Origin of the sequence: Chitinophaga ginsengisoli, assembly GCF_003014595.1 — a bacterium.
Taxonomy (GTDB): Bacteria; Bacteroidota; Bacteroidia; order Chitinophagales; family Chitinophagaceae; genus Chitinophaga; species Chitinophaga ginsengisoli.
In genome coordinates this window covers 357,257-382,170 of the sequence record NZ_PYGK01000001.1, presented here as the reverse complement: position 1 = coordinate 382,170, position 24,914 = coordinate 357,257, and the positions used below count along the sequence as shown (strand labels likewise).

Genomic DNA, 24,914 nt, shown 5'->3' with positions numbered 1-24,914 from the left:
TGAATCTTAACTGTACATGACTGGCATACCACATATTAAAGAAACCATCGCTCCTGTCAGGGAGACTATTATACAGCATCCACTATATTCCGAAATGCAGCGCATAGAAGATATCCGTTCTTTTATGCAGTATCATGTGTTTGCAGTATGGGATTTCATGTCATTGCTGAAGTCTTTACAAAAGCATCTTACCTGTACAGATATTCCATGGGTACCGAAAGGCAGCGCTGCCACCCGTTATCTCATCAACGAGATCGTGACGGGAGAAGAAAGTGATGTGGATCCTGATGGCACACGTGTCAGTCATTTTGAATTGTACCTGCAGGCGATGGCGCAGGCAGGCGCGGATGTTTCGGGTATTACAGATTGCCTGCAGCAATTACAGAACGGTAAACCAATTGCATCGGTATTAGATACATTACCTCACGCAGTACGTTCTTTTGTAAAATACACATTCGACCTGATCACCACTGCCCCTGTACATGTGCAGGCAGCGGTATTCACCTTTGGCCGTGAGGATCTTATTCCTGATATGTTCCTGGCGCTGGTGACAGATCTGGACAGGCAATTCCCCGGGCAGATCAGTCTCTTCAAATATTATCTGGAAAGGCATATAGAAGTCGATGGCGATCATCATAGTCATTTAGGCATGGAAATGGTGCAGGAACTTTGTGGTAATGATCCGGTAAAATGGGAGCAGGCTGCACAGGCATCGAAGGCGGCGTTGGAACAACGAAACATGCTGTGGAGTGGGATACTGGAAGAAATTAAAAGTTTTGTTGCATAAAAATTTGGAAGTTAATTTCTAATTTGCTTATCTTTGCAATCCCTTCACGAGAAGGACACAAAAAAAAGTTGGTGCGGTAGCTCAGTCGGTAGAGCAAAGGACTGAAAATCCTTGTGTCGGCGGTTCGATCCCGCCTCACACCACGAAACAGAAAAGGGTTTGACGCGATAAACGTCAAGCCCTTTTTCTTTGGATAAAACAAGGGAATCACAATTCGCTTCTCCACTTCCAAATAAATGTTTTCGGATCAAGTTACTTTACGGTATGCCAGACAGGCTGCGGATCAAGATCCTTACGGTATTTTAATACTTGTCTTCAAACCAATAACCCCTACCAGGATCAATCCCATGAAAAACAATTGAGACACCTGCCAGGATTGTTTCAGCAGCAGCACTTCCAAAAGAAAAGTCCCTACCAGTACAATACCCATCCATACAGCCAGTGCCACTGACATTGGGATCTGCTTCAAAGACAATGAAAAGAAATACACATTACTCAGACCAAATACAATGTAACCCAGCAGTGGCAACAGCAAAAGAACAGACTCTCCGTCGCTGAAAAAGCGGCTCCACCTGATCGCTCCTATCTTTTTAATGTCCATGAACTTTACACAGAATGTCCAGGCAATTTCCATTATCGTGGCAATAAATATGTAGACCCATGCCATTGTTAGTCTGTTTTAACTTTTCGCCGCATCCATTTCATCAGATTGGGACGCAGGTAATAATACTTGCTGAAAAGGCCGTTTTCCAGCAGTTTCTTTTCATCTACCTTTTTGACAGCATGCCAGTGCTGTAAAAAATAATCTTTGGGATATACATACGGTAATCCAAAGCGAAGGGGTTTGGTATCCGGCAGATAAGCCGTTCCGAAAAGCCAATCCCATATAGCGAGTTTGGTAGAGAAGTTGGAGTAATATACTTCTTTGTGTTCAGCGTGATGCCACTGATGCATTTCCGGTCCGTTAATCCAATATTGAAGTTTTCCGCTCTTAACATTGATGTTCGAATGGATATACATACCCCAGACGGCATCTATCAGCGCCTTGATAGGTACTACAATCGGGTTGGCGCCCAGCAGAATGATTGGTGCAAATTCAATGGTTTGGTTGATCAGGATCTCCAGACTATGCGATCTGGAGCCAGACAACCAATCTACTTCTGTTCCTGAATGATGCGCTTCGTGCGTACGCCATAGCCATTTGGAATGGTGTTGCCACCGATGAAACCAATAAATATAAAAATCATGGGTCACCAGGAAAAACAATACCTGTGCCGCAATTGGCCAATGAGTGATCAATTGAAGCGATGACAGGTGATAATGCTGGTCAATAGGCAGAATAATATAATCGAAGATCAGGATCTTCAGAAAATAACTCTGAATAAGGGTGTACCATACCAGGTCAATCCAAAAGCCATCTCTGAAAAGGGGCAACCCTTTTGTATAAGGATATTTTCGCTCCAGCATCACCAGTATTACCACGCTGAGTAACAGAATGGGAGTGGTATAATAAACTATCTTGTCCATATGGTGATATTACAGCCTGCGCAGCTACACATTCTGCTCAAAAGAAACAACTCTGCGCAATCTCTTTAAAGCGCCCATTTCACTTTCATATACACGCTTAATACCATCGCCAGTCGCTGCTTCCACATCGCGGATGTCACGTACCAGCCTATGCATACCCTGTGGCTCAACGGAAGCTGCCTGGTCAGAGCCCCACATAGCCCTGTCTAATGTGAAATGTCTTTCCACAAAGCAGGCGCCCATAGCTACTGCGGCAACGGTAGTAGCAAGCCCGGTTTCATGACCTGAATAACCAACAGGCACTCCAGGATACAGCTGTTGCAGCGTATGGATCATTTTCAGATTCAGCTCTGCCGGTGGGCATGGATAAGCAGAAGTAGAATGTGCAACGATCAGATTATCCATACCAAATTTGTTCACCGTACTCTCTATCTCGTTCATGGTAGACATCCCTGTAGACAAAATATACGGCCTGCCGGTGGCTTTTACTTTGGCAATCAATGCGTGATCGGTTAATGAGGCTGACGCAAATTTGTATACGCCAGGATTAAACTGTTCCATAAAATCAACAGATGGCTCATCCCAGCAGGAAACAAACCAGTCAACATTATGCTTATTGCAATGCTTGTCGATGGAGGCATATTCTTCGTATCCGAATTCTACCTTGTGGCGGTAGTTGATATACGTAATACGACCCCAGGGAGTGTCCCTCTGCAGGTGCCATTGATCGCGGGGCGTGCACAGTTCAGGTGTACGCTTTTGAAATTTGACAGCGTCGCAGCCTGCAGCGGCAGCTTCTTCTATCAGTTTTTTAGCTAATTCCAGTGAGCCATTGTGATTAATGCCTATTTCAGCAATAATATAGGCGGGCTGGTCATGACCGATGCTTTTGCGGTCGCTTACCCTGATTGTTTGCATATGATATGTGTTTTTAGGCCAATGTTATTTACATCCGGCAACTGATCAGCCATTCCGCAAAATCACGGAATGCCCCGTCGCCGCCTTTTTCGCGGCAGCGGTAATCGGCTACAGCTGTTACCTGTGACATGGCATTTGAGGGACAGGCGGTTAAACCTACTTTACTCATAATACCAAGGTCGTTTACATCATCTCCTATAAATGCGACTTCCTCTGCTTTCAGGTTCTTTTCGGCCAGTATGCTTTCCAGCAGGGCTTCCTTATCCTTAATACCCAGGTGAAGAGAAGTGATATTCAGCTTTTCAGCACGTTTGGCAACGGAGGGCGAACGTTCGCCGGTAACAATACCGGTTTCTATACCGCATAGTTTGCGTAAGCGCTCCACTCCCATTCCATCTCTGATGGAAAAGCGTTTCATTACTTCACCTGCTTCAGAATAATACACGCCATTGTCTGTCAACACACCGTCTACATCAGTTAATAACAATTTGATCTTTATCGCTTTTTGTCGCAGGAGATCCGTCATAGCATTTATCGTTTTTACAAAGCCTCATTATATCGCTGTCCAGCCGCCGTCTACAACCAGGTTAGCACCTGTCGTGTACGCAGAGGCATCACTCGCCAGAAAAATGACAGCGCCTTTATAATCCGTCGCAGCTGCCATTCTTCCCAACAGGGTTTTAGCAGCATAGTTCTGTTGAAAATATGCGTCCTGGTTGTTTTCAACCCCACCTGGAGAAAGTGCATTCACCCGTACATTTTTATTCCCCCAATAGGCAGCCAAATAACGCGTGAATCCTAATACCGCCGCTTTGGTAACAGGGTAGGCTGGTGATTTATAGAAAGTCTGCTCACCGGCTTCATTTCTGTAAATACTTTGGTCGGGGGCAACTATCCCATAGGTAGAAGAGATATTGATGATACTACCGCTTTGCTGGCCGGCCATGACAGTACCCAGTACCTGCGAACAAAGAAACATACCGGTAACATTCACCTGCCACGAACGGTCCCATTGCTCCAGCGGGTAATGCTCAAACATCGATTTTTCTTTAGCCGTCAGCGGGTTTTCGAACATATCGTTAATAGCAGCATTGTTCACCAATACATCAATATGGCCGTATCTGGCCAGTATGGCATCCCGCCCTGCTTCCAGAGATGCGCGACTGGTTACATCCAGCGAAAGCGCCATGTGCTGCGGGCCTAAAGCGGCTGCCAGTTCTTTACAGGCGCCTTCATTCAAATCAGCCACGACTACACTGGCACCCGCTTCTGCCAAGGCCCGGCAATGCTGCACACCCAATAAGCCACAGGCGCCGGTCACTACCGCTACTTTATCGTGCAGAGAAAAGAGAGAATGATCTGCCATATTATACCTTTGAAACCGGCTTGGTGTTGAAATTGCTTACTTTACGAAATACAGCTTCTACAGGTTTACCCTTTAAAGAAGCGCTTACATTGTTATCTGTCACGGCGGCTGCAAGCAATTGCAATACCTCTTTATAAGCCGCCAGCGTATGTTCAATATCAGCGTCTGTATGGCTGAAGCTCATATTATGGAAACCAGACCATAGAATGCCCCTCCTGAACAACTCCTGCTGTACAAATGATTTTACTTCCAATGGGTTACCTGCTACGGCATCAAATACCACCAGCGAGCGGCAATCATAACCCGTGCAGCGTGTATAATTGTCTATACCCAATTCCCTCGCGATATTATTATATCCGTCTTTCAGCAACTTCCCTTTGGCCGCCAGCCATGCAGGCACCTGCTGATCGCGCATTTCATGAATAGTAGCAACAGCTGCTGCTAATGACAGCGCTTCGCCGCCAAAAGTGGTAAAGAAGAATACGTCTTCATTGAATAACTGCATAATATCCTTTCTACCTGTTAACAGGGAAATAGGCATACCGTTGGCACAGGCCTTGGAAAAACAGGCCAGATCAGCTTTTACATTGAAATACTCCTGTGCACCACCGAGTGCGATACGAAAGCCTGTCCACATTTCATCAAAAATGAGCAACGTACCATTGGCTTCGCAAAGCGCCTTTAACTCGTGCAGAAAATTATCTTTCGGTGCCTCAAATACAAATGGTTCCAGGATAACGCAGGCAGTATCCTCGTCCAGGGCTTCCTTAACCGAGTCGATATTATTGTAATCGAAGGTTGCGGTGAGGTTGGCTACTTCTTCCGGAATTCCGCTATTGCGGCTGGTAACAGAAATGTACCAGTCATGCCAGCCATGATAACCACAGCAAAGTACCTTCTTACGACCGGTAAATGCACGTGCAACACGAATAGCAGCGCTGGTAACATCAGCGCCGGTTTTACTGATACGCAGTGCTTCTGCATTGGGTATTACTTCGTGTATCAGTTCTGCCAATACCACCTCCAGCTCATGCATCATAGAAAAGGTGATGCCCTCTTTCAGTTGCGCAACAATGGCCTCATCTACTTTATCATAGCAATAGCCCAGTGACAATGGCCCGATCGCCATATTATAGTCAATGTATTCATTGCCGTCTACATCCCATACACGCGCTCCTTTGCCCCTTTTCAAATACTTGGGAGCTACACCGTTGATGTACTGCCCCGGACCTTTGGCCAATGTTTGAGTTACCGGTGTCATAATGCTTGCAGCACGGGCATACAGCGCATCAGATGCGGCGATAACAGGATAATTATCGTTAAATGAAACAGTATTAGGCATATATTTTATGGTTAAATCATTTGTAATTGTAGCATCACTTTTTCTGCAATGGCATTGGCGGTAAACCCTTCGTATTCCAGCACTTCGCTGAGCAATCCCGGTCTGAACCAACGTTCAGTCAATGCCAGTGGAAATACACGTGACCTGTGCTTGTGCTGTAGCAATATTTCTGCTACAATGGAATAAAGCCCCCCTGTTTGTAAATGATCTTCCAGCGTTACCAATAAGTGCGATTGATTAGCTGCCTGTATAATGGCGTCGGTATCTACGGGCTTCAGAGAACGAAGGTTAATCAAACCAACAGACAAGCCTTTTTCTTCCAGCAGGGATTTTGCGATCAGAGCCTGCTCAAACAGAAAGCCATAAACCAATATGGTGATATCGTCTCCCCTACTGATGATCTCAGCTTTCCCGGGGTCGTATGGTGCATGTGTATAACTGCCTTTTTTATGATTAATGCGAACATACGCTGGCTCAGGCGACTGCCAAACAAATGGCATCATGCGCAAGAGGTCATCTTCATCCGCCGGACAGTAGACCTCCATACCAGGTATGGTTCGCATGATAGATACGTCTTCAATAGCCTGGTGAGTAGGCCCGTTACCATCGGATAAGAATCCGGGAATAAAGCCACTCAGTTTTACAGGCAAATGAGCGATGCCTACATCGGTTCTTATAAATTCAAACGCCCGCATGGTTAAAAAAGGCGCCAGCGCATGTACAACAGGAATACGTCCACGCAGGGCCAGACCAGCAGCCATACCTATCATGGTTTGCTCTGTAATACCGGTATCAATAAAACGATTCCCCAGCTTTTGCGGCATGGAACGCACCAGTGCTCTGTTTTCTGCCGTCATTACGATATAACGTTCATCGGATAATGCTGTTTGCAGCAATAATTCTTCGTAGTTCATTAGCGTACAATTAAACTTTCTGATTCAATCCGGGCTTCTTTATTGCCATGCAGCTCTTCGAGCAACTGGCTGATTTCTGTAGCAGAGAACGCGCAGAACCAACGGTCAGCACGCGCCTCAATACTCGGCAGTCCTTTGCCTCTTACCGTATCAGCAATGATAACATTCACACGGTCACTTGTGAATGGAATGCCCAGAAACGCCTCTTCCAGCGCATCAAAATCATGGCCGTTGATCCTTTTAACTGCACAGCCAAAAGCCGTAAACTTATCTACCAGCGGTTCCAGCGGAATCAGTTCTTCTGTTCTGATATTCGCCTGGAACTGGTTTCTGTCAACAAGTATGGTCAGATTATTCAAGCCGTAAGCGTTGGCCACCAGCAGGCTTTCCCACACCGAACCTTCATTCAGCTCACCATCGCCGGTAATGACTACCACCCGATTCTGCAGCCCTTTCAGTTTGCAGTCCATCGCCACACCCGCCGCCACGGCAGGCAGATGTCCAAGTGAGCCAGAATGGAATTCCACTCCCGGGATAGCCCTGTTCGGATGCCAATAAATACTGTCAGATGCCAGCAGATGCTGTTTTAGGCGCGCTTTTTCTATAAAGCCCAGTTCTGCAAGCGTACCATAAAGAGCCGGCACATCATGCCCCTTGGACAGAAAAAGATAGTCCCGCTCAGGATGTTGCAGGTTACTGCTGTCGATATTCAGATATTCTGCATAGAGATACACCATTAGTTCCACGCAGGAAAGCGAGGCTCCGATAAAACAGCCGCCGCCGGCCGTCATTTCAATGATATGTTCTCTTACTTTCAGGGCAAGGTCCTGTAGGCCGGATAGTTTATCCTTTGTCATATTCGTTGGAAAGCTGTTTGGTTTGATTAGCGGAAATAGTGGTGAGTTCGTCAAGATGATGCCTGTACCAGTTTACGCCTGCAAAAGCCGCATTGATGGCATAGATGTCAGGGCGTTGCTCCAGCAACGTAATGATATCTGATACAGTGAATGACGGATTAATATTATACAGCGCATCATATACAGCCTGTATAAAGTGATAATCTTCTTTATAATCTATAGTAAACCGGTAGCGCATGGAGTAATCATTTCCCCCCGGCATACTTACATTACCTATGCGGAATAACTGTGGATTTTCCCAAAAATAAGGGGTGGTATGCTCCCGCTCCATTGGTTTGCGGGCCTCCTGCCAGGCCTTTGTCAACGCCGCCATTGACATGATCTCCACATCATTGCCGTCGGGCCAGGAAGCAGGATGCAGGTTGCTTACAAAGTCGAAATCATCTGCATGCTCCAGGTAATAACTGAGCACCTCATCTATCACTGCCGGATCAATCAGCGGACAATCGCTTGGCATTTTAATAACCACGTCGGCATTATACTGCAATGCTGCCTGAAAGTGCCTGTCTAACAGATCAGTTGCATGCCCGCGGTAACATAGCAGATTTTCGTGCATACAGGTGGTCTCAATAATCTCATCAGCCGTATCGGTACTGGTAGCCACTACAATGGTTTGCAGGAACCGGGAAGCTTTCATCCGTGATGCCTGCTGCACAAACAACGGCTTGCCGGCAAGAGGCAATAAGGCTTTGCCAGGCAAACGGGTAGACCCCATGCGGGTTTGCATAACCGTTACAATATGTAGATCTTTCGTCTGCATTTATACCTTTTGAAGTCCTGGTAACTGGTATTGACTTAAAAATGATTCTCTGCTTCCCTTATGTTCTACATAGCGGCGGCAGATGTCGGCAATAGTTGTGGCGGATGTTCCATCATTTTGTAAAGGCGCCAGACGTTTCAGTTCATCTACATCAAAATATGAGTGTACTTTTTTGCCCAGTGCAATACCTATATATACTACGGTAGAATATTGTGTGATCAATTCATCGCAATTGGCGATCATTTCACCTGTATTGCCCTCTGTGTAAATAAGGGTATTAGGGGGCGTCAGCGCCTTGATTTCATCAACAGCCCGCTTTTTGTCTTCATTGGGATGAAGCTTAAAAAGCAGCTGCCGGCCGTTGGCAATAGCAACGCAGTTCTGGATAAATGCCTTCCTGTTTTCACTTTTGAAAGTTTCCCTTATATCGGAAGTGGCGACCATTACATAGTCACTATGCGGAAAGTTATTATTGCAGAACGCCCGTATGTTATCGTAATTAGGAATACCGGTAACCAGTATTCGCTTCGCATCAGTGCCGTACCTTATAAACTGTTGCTTATATCCTTCGGAGGCCACACAATATATATCACATTTATTGCCACTGCCATTGAACGCTGTGTTCATAGCTGTCAGGGCTGGCAGCTTCAGAAAATGAACTATTTTGGCCCATAGCGTTACGGGATCAGTCATACCCTCCTGAACAAATACTGTTTTAGTTGTGCAAATGGATCGATCTACCAGCAAGTCTGAGCAACAAACAACCAAGTCATAAGTATTATTATAAATACTAGCTGCATAGTCATTCATCAGTCCATTCTCTCTAAGATACTGGTCAGATTGTTGCTTAAACCTTCCTCCAAGTATCGTATTGTCTAAAAAACCCTTTTTCAGCACCCATTTGACAAAGGGATGAGTACTGTATAGCTGACTAAAAAAACAGTCATAGTCGCGTAATGCAATAGCTATTTGATGCATCTGCGTAGTCTGGTTGGAAGAGCCCACCAGAAAAAGAATTTTCTTTTTCTGCATACGTGTCATTTAAAATACAGAAGTAGTTGTATTTCAATTATTTATAAACTCAGCAGCGCAAATCGGAAGAAAAAATAGACTCTTTTTTAGAAAAATATGCCTGGGGCTCAATTAAGTTACAATATGGTAACATAGCGTAAACGTCGATATTGTAATACATTCTAGTTATTATTCACAACATCAATACCTTAGGCAATATAAATAAATCAAACGGAAAAAATCAACGCATCCCCTACTCTGATCGCAAAAACATTTCTGGTACACAAAAACTCTATTGTTTTATAGCAATTCAGGGTTGACTTTACAAGTCCTTCTAAATAAGATTGGAATAGTCGGAAACTGTGACGCTATCCTTTACCCTTACTCAGCAGGGAACAGGCACCGAAGAAGAAGACATTCTCCAGCACCTGTGTTCCCTATGAGTAGTGGTTAAATGGTTAACTGGTTGTGCTAACAGTAAACCAGCATGAAAAATACCGGTCACTCTTCACAGGCATTCATAGGTATAGGTATGGGACATTTTATAACAGTAAATACGCTTGAAAAATGGTTAGAGTCATGTTTACGTTTACTTGTTTCTCTTAGAATATAATAGGTTTAAAAAGCAGGTACAGTCATGTTTTGCTTACTTTGTTCACGCTCCCTCTTCATAACAATGTTTCATTCACATCATAATGGAAAATTAGATAGAATTCACGAGACGTCACTACCTGCGAAAGACTGTCTTAAAGACACTTTTTAAAATCAAAAATACTGGAACGTAGACACAGTGCGGCCTGGGAGGTTTTCCTCTGGTGAACAATCCCACTTATAAGGACTGTTTTTTTGACATATATCAAAAATTATTTTATGGCGTTTTCTTCCGGGCAGATGTTTTAGCCCGTACCCGGCTTAATGTTTCAATGGTTATTCCTAAAAAAGAGGCTACATAGGTAAGTTGTACACGGTTGACAAGCTGGGGATAAAACTCCTGAAAAAGTGCATACTTCCTTTCCGCATCATGCAGCCTGGTAATATACGCCCTGTTCTCAGCCGAGGTGTAATGGAATTCTGTTATTTTCCGGCCAGTAATATTAAACGAAGGATACTTCTCGTATATTTTATTAAGATCTGCATAACTAATAGCGAACAGCTCACTATCCTCTACAGCCTGTATATTTTCCACCGTCTCTACCTGCAGCAAAAAGCTGCGAATGCCCGATACCATTTCATTTTCCATGGCAAACCAGGTAGTAATCTCTTTATTCTCTTCCTTAATAAAGCCTCGCATTAATCCTTTTCTTATAAAATAAAGACTATCAGAAACTTCGCCATTCCGCAGCAGGTATTTTCCTTTCGGAATACTGCTACAATAAATACTTTTCAACAAATGCAGTTCAATTCCCTTGCCTATAGGATGAAAGGAGTTTAACATTTGCCATAATGGTATGAGGTCTTCTCTTGCGGGTTGTTTTTTTGGGTTCATGTGTGTTCACTTATTCTAAAGTTACAAACATTTGTGTCATTTTTATTATATGTTTGCCCCGTTTATTTTAACTCATATCTTTGGTCATATTCCAACTTTAAAAGCATACTCATGAACAATCCTGTTGTGCTTTCCAAAGGCTGTTACGTGGGATCGAAGGTGAGGGAACATAACATCGGATATATCACCACCAGTGAAACCATCTTCCCTGAGAATCTCATCTCTGACTGGCATTGCCACGAAAATCCTCATTTCTCCCATATTCTTTCCGGCGGCAGCCAGGAAATAAGAGAAAAAAAGGCGGAGCAGCAAATGGCCGGAACAGGGCTGTATTACTATCCCGGAGTGATCCATCAGAACGTACATTACCGTCCCGGAACTCGCATATTCAATCTTGAAATAGATGAACGTTTTTTTAAAACGTTCAACCTGGCTATTCCTCCGGAATCTTTGATGTTTGAAGGGAATGCTGTTATCAATGCCGGTGGATTGATCCGGTTGTTGAAAGAACACTACTATAATGACGAATGCAGCCAGCTCTCAATGGAGCAGCTGTGTATTGATCTGATTAGCACCAACCTCACTACAGAAAAGCATTATCCAGAATGGACCAGACAGATTATCACCGTATTGAATGATGCCTGGAATGAACCCCTCTCCCTCCGGACGCTTGCCGACCAGATAGGAATCCATCCTGTGACCCTGTCAAAATACTTTACCCGATACTTTTCCTGTACGCTGGGAGAATATTTCAGAAGACTCAAAATTGAACGGGCGCTTGTGTTAGTCCGGTCGGCAAAGTACTCCCTCACAGAAATCGCCTACATGTGTGGTTTTACTGATCAGGCGCATTTCACCAAAACCTTCCAACAGGTTACCTCCATGCTTCCTAAAGAGTACAGGAAACTCTGATTTTCCCGCCTACGCTAATACGATACAATTTTGCCGGCAAAGAGCCTTTTACCTTTGTATTACAAGGGTAAAAACGTGCCCGGTGCTTTTATGAAACGACTTTCTTTTACAATCAGCTGCTTCTCCTTTTTATGCTGCTCCGCATTCATTACCACAGCTTACGGCCAGGAGCGCAACACCCGGCTACATCAGCTTTTTGAGAACTACTACCAGGAAAGCCTCCGGCTGGATCCTATCAGTGCAACATTTGCCGGCGATCATCATTATGACGACCAGTTGGCAAATGATATATCCGCGTCCTATATAAAACAGAAAGACCTGTTTGACAAAAAATACCTGCGCCTGCTTTCGGAATATGATAGACGCACTCTGAATAGCGCAGACCAGATTTCTTATGACGTGTTGAAGGAGATCCTTAACATGGATATCGAAAGAATGAAATACCATACGGAGTACCTGCCCATCAATCAGTTCAATTCCCTTCCGCTATTAGTAGGGCAATTAGGATCCGGACAATCAGCGCAACCCTTTGCTACAGTAAAAGATTACGAAAACTGGTTCAAACGCGTTGCTGCATTTGCAGTATGGACAAACACTGCTATCAGCAATATGCGGAAAGGTGCTTCCACGGGATTTGTACTGCCTAAAGTGCTGGTTATGAAAATGATCCCTCAAATGGAAAGCCTCGTCGAAAAAGACACCACAAAGAATTCGCTGTTTCAGCCATTGAATAACCTCCCTCCTGCTATATCCGGTCAAGAAAGGGAACGGTTGAAACGGTCTTTCCTACAGGTTCTAACCACACAACTGCTTCCGGCATACCAGCGTCTTGCAGATTATCTGAAGAACGACTATCTCCCCCATGCCACTGAGGCTGCAGGGCTCTCCGGTATTCCCGGCGGCAAGGAGTTATACAGGTATTATGTTCGGTATTTCACCACCACCGACCGCTCTCCGGAGGAGATTTATGAAACAGGCATAAAAGAAGTAACACGGATCACCGCTGCTATGGAGGAACTAAAAAAACAGAGTGGCTTCACCGGTACCTTACAGGAGTACTTCGTTTTCCTCAGAACTGACCGGCAGTTCATGCCATTTAAGACGCCGGAGGAAGTTATACAGGCTTACCAGCAGATCTATGACAAGATAAAACCACGGCTGCAGACAATGCTTAGCGTGGCTCCCAAAGCCAGATTTGAGATCAGAAGAGTGGAAGCTTTCAGGGAAGCATCACAGAACGGTCCCTCCTATATGATTGGCGCCATGGACGGCAGCCGCCCCGGCATCTTCTATGTACCGGTTCCGGATGCAACAAAGATCAACGTTACATTCCTCGGCATGGAAGCCACCTTCATACATGAAGCCATTCCGGGGCATCATTACCAGATCTCCTTACAACAGGAAAATATGTCTTTGCCTACCTTCAGAAGGCAGATCAACTTCAGCGCTTTCACGGAAGGATGGGCGTTATATTGCGAGTCTCTCGGCAAGGAACTGGGCTGTTATACCGATATACCTCAGCAGATGGGCGCCCTTAATAATGAAATTCACCGGGCCATCAGACTGGTAACAGATGTCGGCATACATACCGGCAGAATGACAAGGGAAGAGGCAATCAGCTATATGTTAAGCCATGAATCCATCAGTGAGGAAGAAGCCGTTACATCGGCAGAGCGTTACATGGCGATGCCCGGACAAGCACTCACTTATAAGATCGGGGAACTGGAAATGCTGCGTTTACGTGAGAAATACAAGAAGCTGTCAGGTAACAACTTCAATATCATCAAATTCCATGATGCCTTACTTGCACAGGGGGATATGCCGCTGAAGGTACTTGAGCATTATATGGACGACTGGGCCGCCAATCACTGATCATAAAAAAGGCCTCTGCAATGATGCAGAGGCCTTGCTATTTTTCTAAAGATTTATGCTCCTATCGCAACAGGTCTCCCTGGATCAGTGATCCACTCACTCCAGGACCCCGCATATAGCTTCGGCGAAGGATATCCTGCATACGCTGATAACAACACATTGAATGCCGCTGTTACCCCTGATCCACAATAAAAGATCACGTCTTCTTTCGCGAAATCAGCTGCAAAATAGCCCCTGACTGCCTCCTGCCCTGCCACTATTCCTTCGGGCGTAATATTCGCATTAAACGGCCTGGAAATAGCCTCAGGGATATGTCCTGCTACCGGATCGATCGTTTCATTCTGACCGGCATACCTGTCGGCGGTTCTGGAATCTATCACACAACTGCCATGTTTTTCCGTTGCCTTCATTACTTCTTCCGCAGTAGCAAGCAGGGAGTCATTAAAATGTGCAGTGAATGTCGCCGCCTCAGGCGTAACTACACCGCTTTCCAATGGGAACCCTTTTTCTGCCCATACCTTTTTCCCTCCATCTAATACGGCTACCTGCTCATGCCCTGCCCATTTCAGCAACCACCACAATCTGGCGGCTGCCATAAATCCGGCGCCCGCATCATAGGCTACTACCTGAGTAGTAGGCGCAATACCCCATGCCGAGAATGTTGCCTCAAGATCTCGTTTCTCCGGAAGAGGATGACGTCCCGTTACGCCTGCTATGATCGCTCCGGAAAGATCCTTATCCAGATCGGCATATAATGCACCCGGTATATGTGATTTTTCATATTCTTTTCTGCCCCATTCCTTATCATTCAGTGCAAAACTGCAATCAATAAAAAGAACATCCGGGGTGTTGATAAGCACCTGTGCTTCCGCCGCTTTTACAAAATTTGTATAGCTCATAGTCTGTCTTTTATGATATGTAATTAGATCCTGCTATCAATAGATAAATGGTATTAACCGCCATGTTCTTTTCCTATAGTCAATATACGCCTGCCCGAAGTTTGATACCAACAGTTCCTCTTCTATTTTCATTCTGTAGAGCACTGCTCCCAGCACCGGCAGAAACCCGATCAGCACTACAATCCAGTTGTTAAATGCCAATGCGTTGCCAAAGAAAGAGATCAGCATTCCCAGATAAGACGGATGCCGCAGATACCGATAGACGCCCGCCTTCACTATTTTATGATCTGTCCGAATAGCTACATCCACAGTGAAATAACGTCCCAATGTGTATATAGCAGTAAACCGGAATAACATACCCGCCACAATCAACCCCAGGCCGACATTAGGTAAAACGGTTGAAGTACTGATCGGCCAGTTCAATTGCCGTGACAACAAATGCGCCAACGGCAATGCGATCATAATCGTGATCCAGATAATACGCAGGGACTGCTTATCAGCCCTTGTTTTATCTGACTGTGATGATCTGAGCAAACGGCTTAGCAGGATCTCTGACGTAACCCAGATAAGAGCAATAAACAGATGGAGGTTTGGGTGCATGGAGAAAGACTGTTATACTATTAAATCGTCTTCACATCACCATTTTCGTAGGCGATGATGACTGTTGGTTGCATGTTGATGAACAGTCCTGTTTCAACAACACCGGTGATCGCCTTCAGTTGATGATGCAGTTGTTCCGGATTTTCAATCGCACCAAAGGCACAATCAAGAATATAATTCCCGTTGTCAGTGATATAAGGTTTATCATCTTTCGTTCTCAGTGTAGGCGCTCCCTGAAGGGACTGTACTGCTCTGAACACCAGCTCCCAACCAAATGGGATGATCTCTATCGGCAAAGGAAATTTACCGAGGGTCTTTACATACTTACGCTCATCCGCCACAATCACCTTCCTTCTGCTGGCCATGGCCACTATCTTCTCACGCAGCAGCGCTCCACCACCACCTTTGATGATCTGCAGGTCGTGGCTAACCTCGTCTGCACCATCTATATCAATGTCCAGTTGTTGAATTTCACTGAAAGAGGTAATAGGAATACCCAGTTCTCTTGCCTGTTTTTCAGATGCAAGAGAGGTGGCTACCGCACGGATATTCAATCCGCCTTTGACCATTTCACCAATCTTTTCTATGGCCCAATAGGCTGTTGACCCTGTTCCTAATCCAACCAGCATACCCGGCTGTACCAACGCTGCAGCCTTCTCTCCCGCTGCTTTCTTTGCTTGTGTGATCGCGTCCATGATTATCCTGTTAATTGTTTAGCAATATAATACTATTGCCCCGATTGTATTATTTTTGAAATCTACCCTCTCATTTCTATAATGAACAATTATCAAAAAAAAGATACTGTCCACCGCATAAAAGCCATCTTCACCGGCTCCATCGGCAACCTAGTTGAATGGTACGATTGGTATGCCTATGCGGCCTTTGCCCTGTACTTTGCACCGGTCTTCTTTCCCAAGGGAAATCCTACCGCCCAGTTGCTGGATACCGCCGCCATCTTTGCCGTAGGCTTCCTTATGCGCCCTATCGGTGGATGGCTGTTTGGCAGTATTGCCGACCGCAAAGGAAGAAAGGCGTCCATGACCCTATCCGTTTTACTGATGTCTCTCGGTAGTATGATGATTGCGCTGGCTCCTTCCTATAAAACCGCTGGCATCCTTTCTCCTGCCATTCTGTTGATGGCCAGGCTCCTGCAGGGGCTTAGTGTAGGAGGCGAATATGGTACATCTGCTACCTATCTCAGTGAGATCTCCACACCGGGAAAGAGGGGTTTCTATTCCAGCTTTCAATATGTAACGCTTATCGGCGGACAACTAACCGCACTGGGTATACAATTGTTGCTTCAAAAAGTCTTCCTTACTCCGGAACAGCTGCATGAATGGGGCTGGCGTATTCCTTTTGCAATAGGCGCCGGGCTATCTCTTTTCGCCCTGGTGATCCGCCAACATATGCAGGAAACAATTGCCACTGAGAAAGAGAACAAAAAACGGGGCTCTGTGCTGATCCTGCTGAAAGAACATCCAAAAGCAGTGCTGATAGTCGTAGGCTTAACCATGGGCGGAACACTTGCCTTTTATACGTATACCACCTACATGCAGAAGTTCCTGGTAAATACCGTACATCTTACCAAAGAAAAATCTACCGTGCTTACCTTCTTCCTCATGCTTATCTATGCCTGCCTGCAGCCACTGTTTGGCATGTTGAGTGATAAGATAGGTCGTAAGCCATTACTACTTGCCTTCGGAATATTAGGTACCTTGCTCACCGTTCCTATTCTGACGGCTATCAGTCATGCAACGGCTGAATGGACGGCCTTTTTCCTTATTCTGGCGGCACTGATTATCGTGAGCGGATATACTTCCATTAACGCAGTTGTGAAAGCAGAGCTGTTCCCTGCCGAGATACGGGCACTGGGTGTTGGTCTTCCCTATGCACTCACGGTAGCACTGTTTGGCGGTACCGCGGAGTACATTGCCCTGTACTTTAAAAAAGTAAATCACGAATCGCTGTATTACTGGTATGTCACCGGTTGTATCTTTATATCCCTGACCGTTTATACCCTTGTAAGAGACACAAAACAGACCTCTTATATGGATAAGGAACAATAAAAATCCCTGGTATGTTACCTTATGCAAATATGCCTTATGGCTTCCCTCCTGCTTTCTGTTATCCGATTACAGAATCCTGCATGATCCTGTTGTTCCTGCTTTCGTTATTACACGCATGGAAAAGAGGAACAGGGCATGTCGCTTATCTGTTGGGAGGGCTGGGCTTTGGATTGCTGCTGGAATATGTCAATGTCATGTCCAACGCCGGTTATAAATATGGCCAGTTCTGGCTGATGCTCGGACATGCTCCGGATAACATTCCTGTTTGCATCGGTATGGGATGGGGTATTATCATTTACACATCCCGGCTCGTTTCTGACAGCCGGGGTCTGCCACTCATCGCTGCCGCAGCGTTTGATGCCTTGCTGGCATTGAGTATTGATCTGAGCATGGATGTAGTGGCTTATCGTCTGCATATGTGGCATTGGGACTGGGAAACCCGCGGACCGGGGCTCTCCCCTCTTACGGCGCAATGGTTTGGTATTCCCTATGGTAACTTCTTCGGATGGCTGTGTGTGGTATTCTTCTATTCCACATTTGCCCGTGCACTTGAAAAGGTACACTTCCGTGGCCGCGTTATTACACGGATCTGGCAGGCAATTACACCGCTGTTATCCATTCTCATTTCTCAGCTGGCATTATGGATCACACTCTTTCCTATGTCAACCTGGTTGCATGAAAAGTTCAATATTGCAAGCAGGGAAAAACTGATCTTCCTGCTTGTCTTATTTCCGATACTCAGCATCTGGGGATTCAAAAAAAGGCACCGCCAGCAGACGGCTAAATTACCAGCCATTACATGGCTGGTACCAGGCTGGTTTCATCTCTACTTTTTCGCCTGGTTATTCATAGGTGATTTTGCCGGTGAAAACCCTTGGATGACCTTCTTTTGTGTGTTGAACCTGCTCCTGGGCATATTTGTTCACTGGTGGACGCACCTCCGCAAACCGGCAATAGGTTCCTAATATTTTAATCCCGAACTTAGCACCCGGATGTTATTTTAAAATCTTGAAGAAGCTATGCAACAACAGGAAAGCAAAGGCCATAAAATCAGTAAAATTGCGGCAAAGACAGCCCTGAGGATCTTTATTATCATTCTCGCCATGGGATTACTGCCGCTCATCGCCGGACAAGGTGAGTCATGGGAAGCTAAAATGGTAAATGCCCATCTGGTGATCCCCAATAAGTGGACATTAGTATTTCCGGCTATTCTATTTATTGGTTTTCTTACACTCGCCATCCTCTGCGTGAAAAATAAATACAAGCAAACAGATATAAACTGGCTGCTTGTCTTAAATTCACTTATCCTGATCACTTACCTGGTGATGTTATATAACAGGATTTATCATGCGCTGCTGGCGTAACATTGTTTGTATACAATACTTTTTAAACATTATATCCATTGCGCCTATCAGAAGAACAGGTGCTTGCATTGGCACCAGATGAACCTTCCAGGAAAGCCGGAAAGGCATTGGCCGGTACTGCCAAATGGGTAAGTAAAGGAGCCGATGAACAAGCCTTATGGGGAGAATGCCAGGGCAGTGGCAGCAAGCCTTATCAAACCCAGATAGCTCTTTCTGATAATCTTGCTTTCAAATGCAGTTGCCCCAGCCGTAAATTTCCCTGTAAACATGGTATAGGACTGATGCTGTTGTATGCACGGCAGCCGGAACTATTTACAGACAAGGTTCCACCCGACTGGGTGAACGAGTGGATACAGAAGCGGACTCAAAAGGAAACAAAACAATCAGATAAGGAAGAAAAATCTGTAGATGAAACTGCCCAGGCCAAAAGGCAACAGGCCCGCCAACAAAAAGTAGAAGACGGCATTTATGAGCTGTTACTGTGGATGAAAGACATCGTGCGTAACGGCCTGCTCCAGTTACCCGAAAAAGGCACCTCCTACTGGGAAACCATGGCCCGCCGGATGGTGGATGCACAGGCGCCCGGACTGGCCGGTATGGTACGCGGACTGTCAGAAATTAACTTTTACGGAGAAGGCTGGCAGCATGAATTCATGGACCAGTTCCTCCGTATTTACCTGGTCGCCCAGGGCTTCCTGCAGGGCGAGACACTTTCTTCTTCCATGCAACAGGAGCTTCGCTCGCTGGTTGGCTTTACACAAAGCCAGGAAATGCTGCGACAACAGACAGGCACAAAAGATACCTGGCTGATCCTCAATAAACAAACGACAGAAGAAGATAATCTCACGACAGAAAAATACTGGTTGTACGGCCTTCACTCCTTTCAGCCGGCATTGGTATTACAGTTCTATGCCAGGGGCATGTCAAGACCGCAGTTGTTATTAACACCAGGCATGTCTATAGAGGCTGAACTAGTCTACTTTCACTCTAATGTCCCTTTGAGAGCTATCATCAAAGAACCTGTCACCAACAATTCGCTACAGGACACTTATGGATTGCCTGGATGGCAGGAACTCGTGGCAGCAGAAACCGGGCTTTCGGAAAAGATGCCTGTCCGCAGTGAAAGGCCGTATATTGTACAACAGCTCACCCCTGTTCAGCACAATATGAAATGGTGGCTGAAAGACCAGCGTGACCAGATCATGCCATTGAAAAATGGCTTTCGGAACATCTGGAAACTATTGTCATTGAGCGGCGGTCATCCTTTGGACATGGCATTACTCGGGAAAGAACAGGAATACGAACCACTGGGCGTATGGCATAACGGGACCTATAAATTATTATAGCAGGACATGTGGAATAATATTATCAACACCGCTTTACTGGGTACTGGAAAAAAACAGTTAACTCCTGCCGATCTTCCGGCAGACCTGGCCACTGTAGCTGAAAAGATAATGAAGGACAAAAGCCTTGATGGAGAAACACAGTTTCTTCACATAGCTGCAGTCATGCTGAACTACAGGCAAAGTGGTGTGAATCCTGTTAACAACAGTGGTGTTCCTCTACAACCCGCTCCTGCAGAAGAGCGTCCCTACTGTAGCACGCAGGCTATATATGCATTGCAGGATGCGCTCGATATGGATCTCCTGCCTCTCGTTACTTACTGGCTGGAAGCCTGTCATGATAAAGGACAGGTCGTAGTGCCGGAATATATTCCTGTACTACTGGATACGGCCGTTTCCCAGAAACGCATACGACATCTCGCTATGACGGTATGTGGAAAACGTGGACAATGGTTGAGCAGTATGAACCCTGACTGGCAATTCCCTTTTGCTGCAAGCAATGAGGACCGCTGGCAAACAGGAAGTGCTGAAGACCGCAGACAGGTATTGCAGGATATCAGGCAATCCTATCCGGGTATGGCGCGCGACTGGTTACAACAGACCTGGGCACAGGAAAACATTTCCACCAGAACAGAGTTCCTGAAGATCATGCGCACCAATATCTCTGATGATGATCTTCCCTGGCTGGAAGCACTACAGGAGAAAAACCAGAAGGTAAAAGATGAGGTCTGGGCACTGTTAAAACAAATCCCATCCTCCTTCATTGTGCAGTCGTACTGGCAGATATTGCAAAGTGCAATATCCCGTGGGCCCGGTCAGTCACTGCATATCTCTTTGCAACTCCCTCTGGACAAAAGGATTATTGACTCTGGTATCGCTACGCTAAGCAACGAAAAGAATATCAGTGAAGAAGCCTACATTCTCTTTCAGTTAATGGGTAGTGTTCCTCCCTCATGGTGGGAATCTCTTTTTAAAGCAGATAAAGAGGAAGTCTTCACACTTTTTGAAAAAGATGATCTTGGCAAGCGTTTCATACCTGCACTGATACTTGCAGCAGGCCGGTTTAAGGATGCGGTATGGTTAAGATTATTGCTTGAAAAAAGCACCGCTTTTTATCCTGATGTGATTCCCTTATTGCCCGCGGCGGAACAGGAAGCATATGCTTTACGCCTGTTCAGTAATTATCCGCAGGATGTGATTAATTACCTGAGCAACCGCACAGATGAATGGGGACTTGAAATTGCCAATGAGGTATTAAGATGGATGGCTCGTAATCCTTACCAGTATACCCGGAATTTCTTTGACAAACATGTATTACAACTCCCTCCGGTCATAACAGAAGAACTGGAAAAACTTGCGCCGGAGGAACCAGCATACCAGGCCACCTGGAGAAATACCAGCGAGCATATACGAAGGCTTTTATCCTGTAAGGTACAGATCAGTAAAGCCTTCAAATAATTTATACATTCAAACGATCACTTTCAAGCATATAAAGATGTCAAACGTACTACGTCAACATGCCGAACAATTGTTCCTGGAAGAACTGGAAGAACTGAAAAAGCAGGATACTGAGAAGCGTCCTTACACCTGGCAGTTATCCCCACAGGCGGTAGTAACTTATCTGATGGGAGGACAACTAAAGAATGGATTTGAAGTACAACCAAAATATATCGGCAACCGCAGACTTATAGAGATCGCTGTTGCTACATTGACTACCGATAGGGCCTTACTTTTATACGGACTGCCAGGCACTGCCAAAAGCTGGGTAAGTGAACACCTGGCTGCTGCCATCAGCGGAGATTCTACCCTGATAGTGCAAGGCACCGCCGGTACTGGTGAAGAAGCCATTCGTTATGGCTGGAACTATGCGCGACTGCTGGCAGAAGGTCCTTCGGAAAAAGCATTGGTAGAAACCCCGGTGATGCGGGCTATGCAGACCGGTAAGATAGCGAGAATAGAAGAGCTGACCCGTATCAGCGCTGATGTACAGGACACACTGATCACAATATTATCTGAAAAGATCCTACCTGTGCCTGAGCTGAATACCGCTGTGATGGCGCAAAAGGGTTTCAATATCATCGCTACTGCCAATAACAGGGATAAAGGTGTGAACGATCTTTCCAGCGCCTTGAAGCGCCGGTTCAACACCGTGATACTCCCCGTGCCAGACTCTATCGAAGAAGAAATAGACATCGTAAAACGACGTGTGGAAAGCTATGAGAAGGTAATGGAGCTTCCTGCTGAAAAGCCTGCGGTAGAAGAAATACGCCGCATCGTGACCATCTTCCGCGAGTTAAGAAATGGTGTTACTACAGACGGCAAGACCAAAATAAAGGCGCCAAGCGGCACCCTAAGCACAGCAGAGGCCATCTCTGTTGTGAACAACGGATTGGCCATGGCTGCTTACTTTGGCGATGGACAACTAAAAGCAACAGATCTTGCTGCCGGCATCATCGGTGCGGTATTAAAAGACCCTGTGCAGGATAAACTGGTTTGGCAGGAATACCTGGAAACAGTGGTGAAAACCCGCGAGGACTGGAAAGATATTTACCGCGCCTGCCGCGACCTATAAACAGATCTTATGTCAATACACATATTAGGCATACGACACCATGGGCCCGGCTCTGCCAGAAATGTGAAAGAGTACCTGGAAAAGACGAGACCAGACATTGTGCTGGTGGAAGGTCCACCTGAAGCAGATGGCATACTGGATTGGGTGGGCAATGAACACCTGGTTCCACCAGTGGCCATTCTCGCCTATCAACCTGATGCGCCTCAAAAAGCGGTATTCTATCCTTTTGCTGAATTCTCTCCGGAATGGCAGGCTATCTTATATGCCCGTAAAAACAAGATACCGGTGCGTTTCATGGATTTACCCATGGCGCATCAGTTTGAACTAAAGGCCAAAAGAGGACCAAAGGTGGACGTCGAAGAAGCGCCTTCTCTGAATAGCACACTCACGCCTCATATACCAGATGCCCGTACTGTAAAATATAATCCTATCGCTTATCTGGCCGGTGCTGCCGGTTTTGCAGATGAAGAGAAATGGTGGGAACATATGTTTGAATACAGACAGGACCCTGAAGAAGTATTTACGGCGATTGCGGAAGGTATACACGCATTACGTCAGGACCTTCGCCTTCCTTACGACAGGGAGGAACAGTTGCGTGAAGCACATATGCGTAAAACCATCCGGCAGGCAGAGAGGGAAATGTTCACAGAGATTGCCGTTGTGTGTGGTGCCTGGCATGCCCCTGCACTCATCCATATGCCGAAAGCAAAGGATGACAACGACCTGTTAAAAGGACTTCCAAAAGTAAAGGTTGCCACCACCTGGATCCCGTGGACATACAACCGCCTCAGTTATAGCAGCGGTTATGGCGCCGGTATCAATTCACCGGGATGGTATGAACATAACTGGTGCTTCCCCGCTGATGACGGCACCCGCTGGATGTCGCGCGTAGCAAGGCTATTCAGGGAACAACAAAAAGATATCTCCGTTGCTCATGTACTGGAAGCCGTTCGTCTTTCTGCTGCTTTAACTGCCATCAGAGGCTTACCGAAGCCTGGCCTGGAAGAACTGAATGACGCTACGCTCAGTGTGCTCTGTAATGGAGAAGACTTTATGCTCCAACTCATCAGGGAGGAGTTAATTGTCAGTGATAAGATAGGAGAAGTTCCTTCAGATATTCCTCGTCCTCCGTTACAGACGGATATTGAGAAGCAACAGAAGAGATTACGCCTGCCACAAACGGCCGACTTTAAAGATTACGTACTCGACCTCCGTAAGGAAACAGATCTTGAGCGTAGTATTCTCTTACACCGCCTTGAAATGCTGGGCATTCAATGGGGGCAGCGGTATGGTACGAATGGTAAAGGAACCTTTAAAGAACAGTGGCGCCTGCAATGGGATCCTGGTTTTTCAATTGACATCATTGAAAAAGGAAGCTGGGGTAATACAGTAGAAGAAGCCACTTCCCAATACGTACAACATCAGGCACGTACCACCACCTCTCTGAAAGAAGTGTGTACCTTACTCGAAACGGCTATCCCTGCTGAATTGCATGCTGCTGTCGAAGTATTGGTTCAGCAGGTGAACAATCTTGCTGCTGCTACTGGAGATGTAATGCAACTGATGACTGTCATTCCAGGCCTTGTACAGATCAGCCGTTATGGTAACGTAAGAAAAACGGATGCTTCTCTAGTTGAAAATATTGTTGCCGGAATGATCACACGTATCTGCATCAGCCTACCCAGTGCCTGTGTTTCCATTGCTGATGATGCTGCAACAGAATTACTGGAACTCATCTATGGTATGAATGATGCCATTCTGATATTGCAGGAACAGGATCTCACTACACAATGGCATCAAACACTCTTCCAGATAGCAGGCAATGATAGTACAGCCCCTATCATCGGAGGTTATGCTACCAGACTATTGACAGACCATCGGCAGATTGCAGACAACGAACTGGTAAAAACATTCAGCTATGCCATGTCTTCAGCTGTGCCACCTGCAATATCTGCCGCCTGGCTGGAAGGATTTCTCAAAGGTAGCGGTACGCTACTGCTTGTTGATAATGATCTCTGGACAGTTGTATACAATTGGATGCATCAGCTGGAAGAAGATGCCTTCAAACAATTACTCCCTTTGCTGCGCAGAACCTTCTCCAATTTCAGTAAAGCTGAAAGAAGGAAGCTGGGCGAAAAAGCAAAAGGCGGTACCTCTGGAACAGGAGGGCTGCATCAACAGAACATAGACAACATAGATGCCGCAAGAGCCATGCAAGGTGTTCCTGTGGTATTACAAATGTTAGGTATTAAATAATA

General features: G+C 45.8%; 24 protein-coding genes and 1 tRNA gene. 11 read left to right on the top strand and 14 right to left on the bottom strand.

Annotation, left to right across the window (positions count from 1 at the left end; genetic code table 11):
* Positions 1-16 precede the first annotated feature (16 nt).
* Together CLV42_RS01580 and CLV42_RS01575 are read left to right on the top strand one after the other, a co-directional pair.
* Positions 17-787, top strand: coding sequence for a DUF3050 domain-containing protein (locus CLV42_RS01580; RefSeq protein WP_106600147.1), 771 nt, complete (start codon positions 17-19; stop codon positions 785-787).
* A 70-nt stretch (positions 788-857) separates the two neighbouring features.
* A tRNA-Phe gene (locus tag CLV42_RS01575) sits at positions 858-930 on the top strand.
* Positions 931-1,079: 149 nt separating this feature from the next.
* Here CLV42_RS01575 and CLV42_RS01570 read toward each other — a convergent pair.
* The 11 genes from CLV42_RS01570 to CLV42_RS01520 all read right to left on the bottom strand — a co-directional run bounded on the left by CLV42_RS01570 (position 1,080) and on the right by CLV42_RS01520 (position 11,028).
* The gene (locus CLV42_RS01570; RefSeq protein ID WP_106600146.1) at positions 1,080-1,454 is read right to left on the bottom strand and encodes a DMT family transporter; all 375 of its coding nucleotides are present in this window, start codon (positions 1,452-1,454) and stop codon (positions 1,080-1,082) included.
* Positions 1,455-1,456: 2 nt separating this feature from the next.
* Positions 1,457-2,314, bottom strand: a complete 858-nt coding sequence (locus CLV42_RS01565; protein ID WP_106600145.1) for a sterol desaturase family protein — start codon at positions 2,312-2,314, stop codon at positions 1,457-1,459.
* A gap of 24 nt (positions 2,315-2,338) precedes the next feature.
* Positions 2,339-3,232: an N-acetylneuraminate synthase family protein gene (locus CLV42_RS01560; protein ID WP_106600144.1), complete on the bottom strand. Its 894-nt coding sequence runs from the start codon at positions 3,230-3,232 to the stop codon at positions 2,339-2,341.
* 28 nt (positions 3,233-3,260) lie between these two features.
* The gene (locus CLV42_RS01555; RefSeq protein WP_106600143.1) at positions 3,261-3,758 is read right to left on the bottom strand and encodes a KdsC family phosphatase; all 498 of its coding nucleotides are present in this window, start codon (positions 3,756-3,758) and stop codon (positions 3,261-3,263) included.
* A 27-nt stretch (positions 3,759-3,785) separates the two neighbouring features.
* Complete coding sequence (locus CLV42_RS01550) at positions 3,786-4,598, bottom strand: SDR family oxidoreductase (RefSeq protein WP_106600142.1); 813 nt, start codon at positions 4,596-4,598, stop codon at positions 3,786-3,788.
* A gap of 1 nt (position 4,599) precedes the next feature.
* On the bottom strand, positions 4,600-5,940 hold the full coding sequence (locus CLV42_RS01545) for an aminotransferase class III-fold pyridoxal phosphate-dependent enzyme (RefSeq protein WP_106600141.1): 1,341 nt from the start codon (positions 5,938-5,940) through the stop codon (positions 4,600-4,602).
* Between the two features lie 11 nt (positions 5,941-5,951).
* Positions 5,952-6,854, bottom strand: coding sequence for a transketolase family protein (locus tag CLV42_RS01540; protein WP_106600140.1), 903 nt, complete (start codon positions 6,852-6,854; stop codon positions 5,952-5,954).
* Entirely contained in the window at positions 6,854-7,711 is an 858-nt protein-coding gene (locus CLV42_RS01535) for a transketolase (RefSeq protein WP_106600139.1), read from the bottom strand. The genes CLV42_RS01540 and CLV42_RS01535 overlap by 1 nt, the downstream gene beginning before the upstream one ends.
* Complete coding sequence (locus CLV42_RS01530) at positions 7,698-8,531, bottom strand: cytidylyltransferase domain-containing protein (RefSeq protein ID WP_106600138.1); 834 nt, start codon at positions 8,529-8,531, stop codon at positions 7,698-7,700. The genes CLV42_RS01535 and CLV42_RS01530 overlap by 14 nt, the downstream gene beginning before the upstream one ends.
* Entirely contained in the window at positions 8,532-9,563 is a 1,032-nt protein-coding gene (locus CLV42_RS01525; RefSeq protein WP_106600695.1) for a hypothetical protein, read from the bottom strand.
* Positions 9,564-10,410: 847 nt separating this feature from the next.
* Complete coding sequence (locus CLV42_RS01520) at positions 10,411-11,028, bottom strand: Crp/Fnr family transcriptional regulator (RefSeq protein WP_106600137.1); 618 nt, start codon at positions 11,026-11,028, stop codon at positions 10,411-10,413.
* A 111-nt stretch (positions 11,029-11,139) separates the two neighbouring features.
* On the opposite strand from CLV42_RS01520, the gene CLV42_RS01515 reads away from it, so the two are divergent.
* Both CLV42_RS01515 and CLV42_RS01510 read left to right on the top strand, forming a co-directional pair.
* Complete coding sequence (locus CLV42_RS01515) at positions 11,140-11,940, top strand: helix-turn-helix domain-containing protein (protein WP_106600136.1); 801 nt, start codon at positions 11,140-11,142, stop codon at positions 11,938-11,940.
* Between the two features lie 90 nt (positions 11,941-12,030).
* Positions 12,031-13,812 carry a DUF885 domain-containing protein gene (locus tag CLV42_RS01510; protein WP_106600135.1) on the top strand — a complete coding sequence of 594 codons (1,782 nt, stop codon included), beginning with the start codon at positions 12,031-12,033 and terminating at the stop codon, positions 13,810-13,812.
* 53 nt (positions 13,813-13,865) lie between these two features.
* Here CLV42_RS01510 and CLV42_RS01505 read toward each other — a convergent pair whose 3' ends face one another.
* The 3 genes from CLV42_RS01505 to rpiA are packed head-to-tail and all read right to left on the bottom strand — an operon-like array spanning position 13,866 to position 16,006.
* Positions 13,866-14,711 (bottom strand): sulfurtransferase, encoded by an 846-nt coding sequence (locus CLV42_RS01505; RefSeq protein WP_106600134.1) that lies wholly within the window; start codon positions 14,709-14,711, stop codon positions 13,866-13,868.
* A 36-nt stretch (positions 14,712-14,747) separates the two neighbouring features.
* A complete protein-coding gene (locus CLV42_RS01500; RefSeq protein ID WP_106600133.1) occupies positions 14,748-15,311 on the bottom strand; it encodes a methyltransferase family protein in 564 nt (187 codons plus the stop codon).
* Positions 15,312-15,331: 20 nt separating this feature from the next.
* A complete protein-coding gene (gene rpiA / locus CLV42_RS01495; protein ID WP_106600132.1) occupies positions 15,332-16,006 on the bottom strand; it encodes a ribose-5-phosphate isomerase RpiA in 675 nt (224 codons plus the stop codon).
* Between the two features lie 81 nt (positions 16,007-16,087).
* On the opposite strand from rpiA, the gene CLV42_RS01490 reads away from it, so the two are divergent.
* From CLV42_RS01490 to CLV42_RS01460, 7 genes are read left to right on the top strand one after another with little or no spacing between them, the layout of a single operon-like run.
* Complete coding sequence (locus tag CLV42_RS01490; protein WP_106600131.1) at positions 16,088-17,377, top strand: MFS transporter; 1,290 nt, start codon at positions 16,088-16,090, stop codon at positions 17,375-17,377.
* Positions 17,378-17,388: 11 nt separating this feature from the next.
* On the top strand, positions 17,389-18,342 hold the full coding sequence (locus tag CLV42_RS01485) for a carotenoid biosynthesis protein (RefSeq protein ID WP_106600130.1): 954 nt from the start codon (positions 17,389-17,391) through the stop codon (positions 18,340-18,342).
* Between the two features lie 54 nt (positions 18,343-18,396).
* Positions 18,397-18,741 (top strand): hypothetical protein, encoded by a 345-nt coding sequence (locus tag CLV42_RS01480; protein ID WP_106600129.1) that lies wholly within the window; start codon positions 18,397-18,399, stop codon positions 18,739-18,741.
* Positions 18,742-18,779: 38 nt separating this feature from the next.
* Positions 18,780-20,087 carry an SWIM zinc finger family protein gene (locus CLV42_RS01475; RefSeq protein WP_106600128.1) on the top strand — a complete coding sequence of 436 codons (1,308 nt, stop codon included), beginning with the start codon at positions 18,780-18,782 and terminating at the stop codon, positions 20,085-20,087.
* A gap of 6 nt (positions 20,088-20,093) precedes the next feature.
* Positions 20,094-21,542 carry a DUF5691 domain-containing protein gene (locus CLV42_RS01470; RefSeq protein WP_106600127.1) on the top strand — a complete coding sequence of 483 codons (1,449 nt, stop codon included), beginning with the start codon at positions 20,094-20,096 and terminating at the stop codon, positions 21,540-21,542.
* A gap of 37 nt (positions 21,543-21,579) precedes the next feature.
* Complete coding sequence (locus CLV42_RS01465) at positions 21,580-22,656, top strand: ATP-binding protein (RefSeq protein WP_106600126.1); 1,077 nt, start codon at positions 21,580-21,582, stop codon at positions 22,654-22,656.
* A 9-nt stretch (positions 22,657-22,665) separates the two neighbouring features.
* A complete protein-coding gene (locus tag CLV42_RS01460) occupies positions 22,666-24,912 on the top strand; it encodes a DUF5682 family protein (protein ID WP_106600125.1) in 2,247 nt (748 codons plus the stop codon).
* Positions 24,913-24,914: the final 2 nt, after the last annotated feature.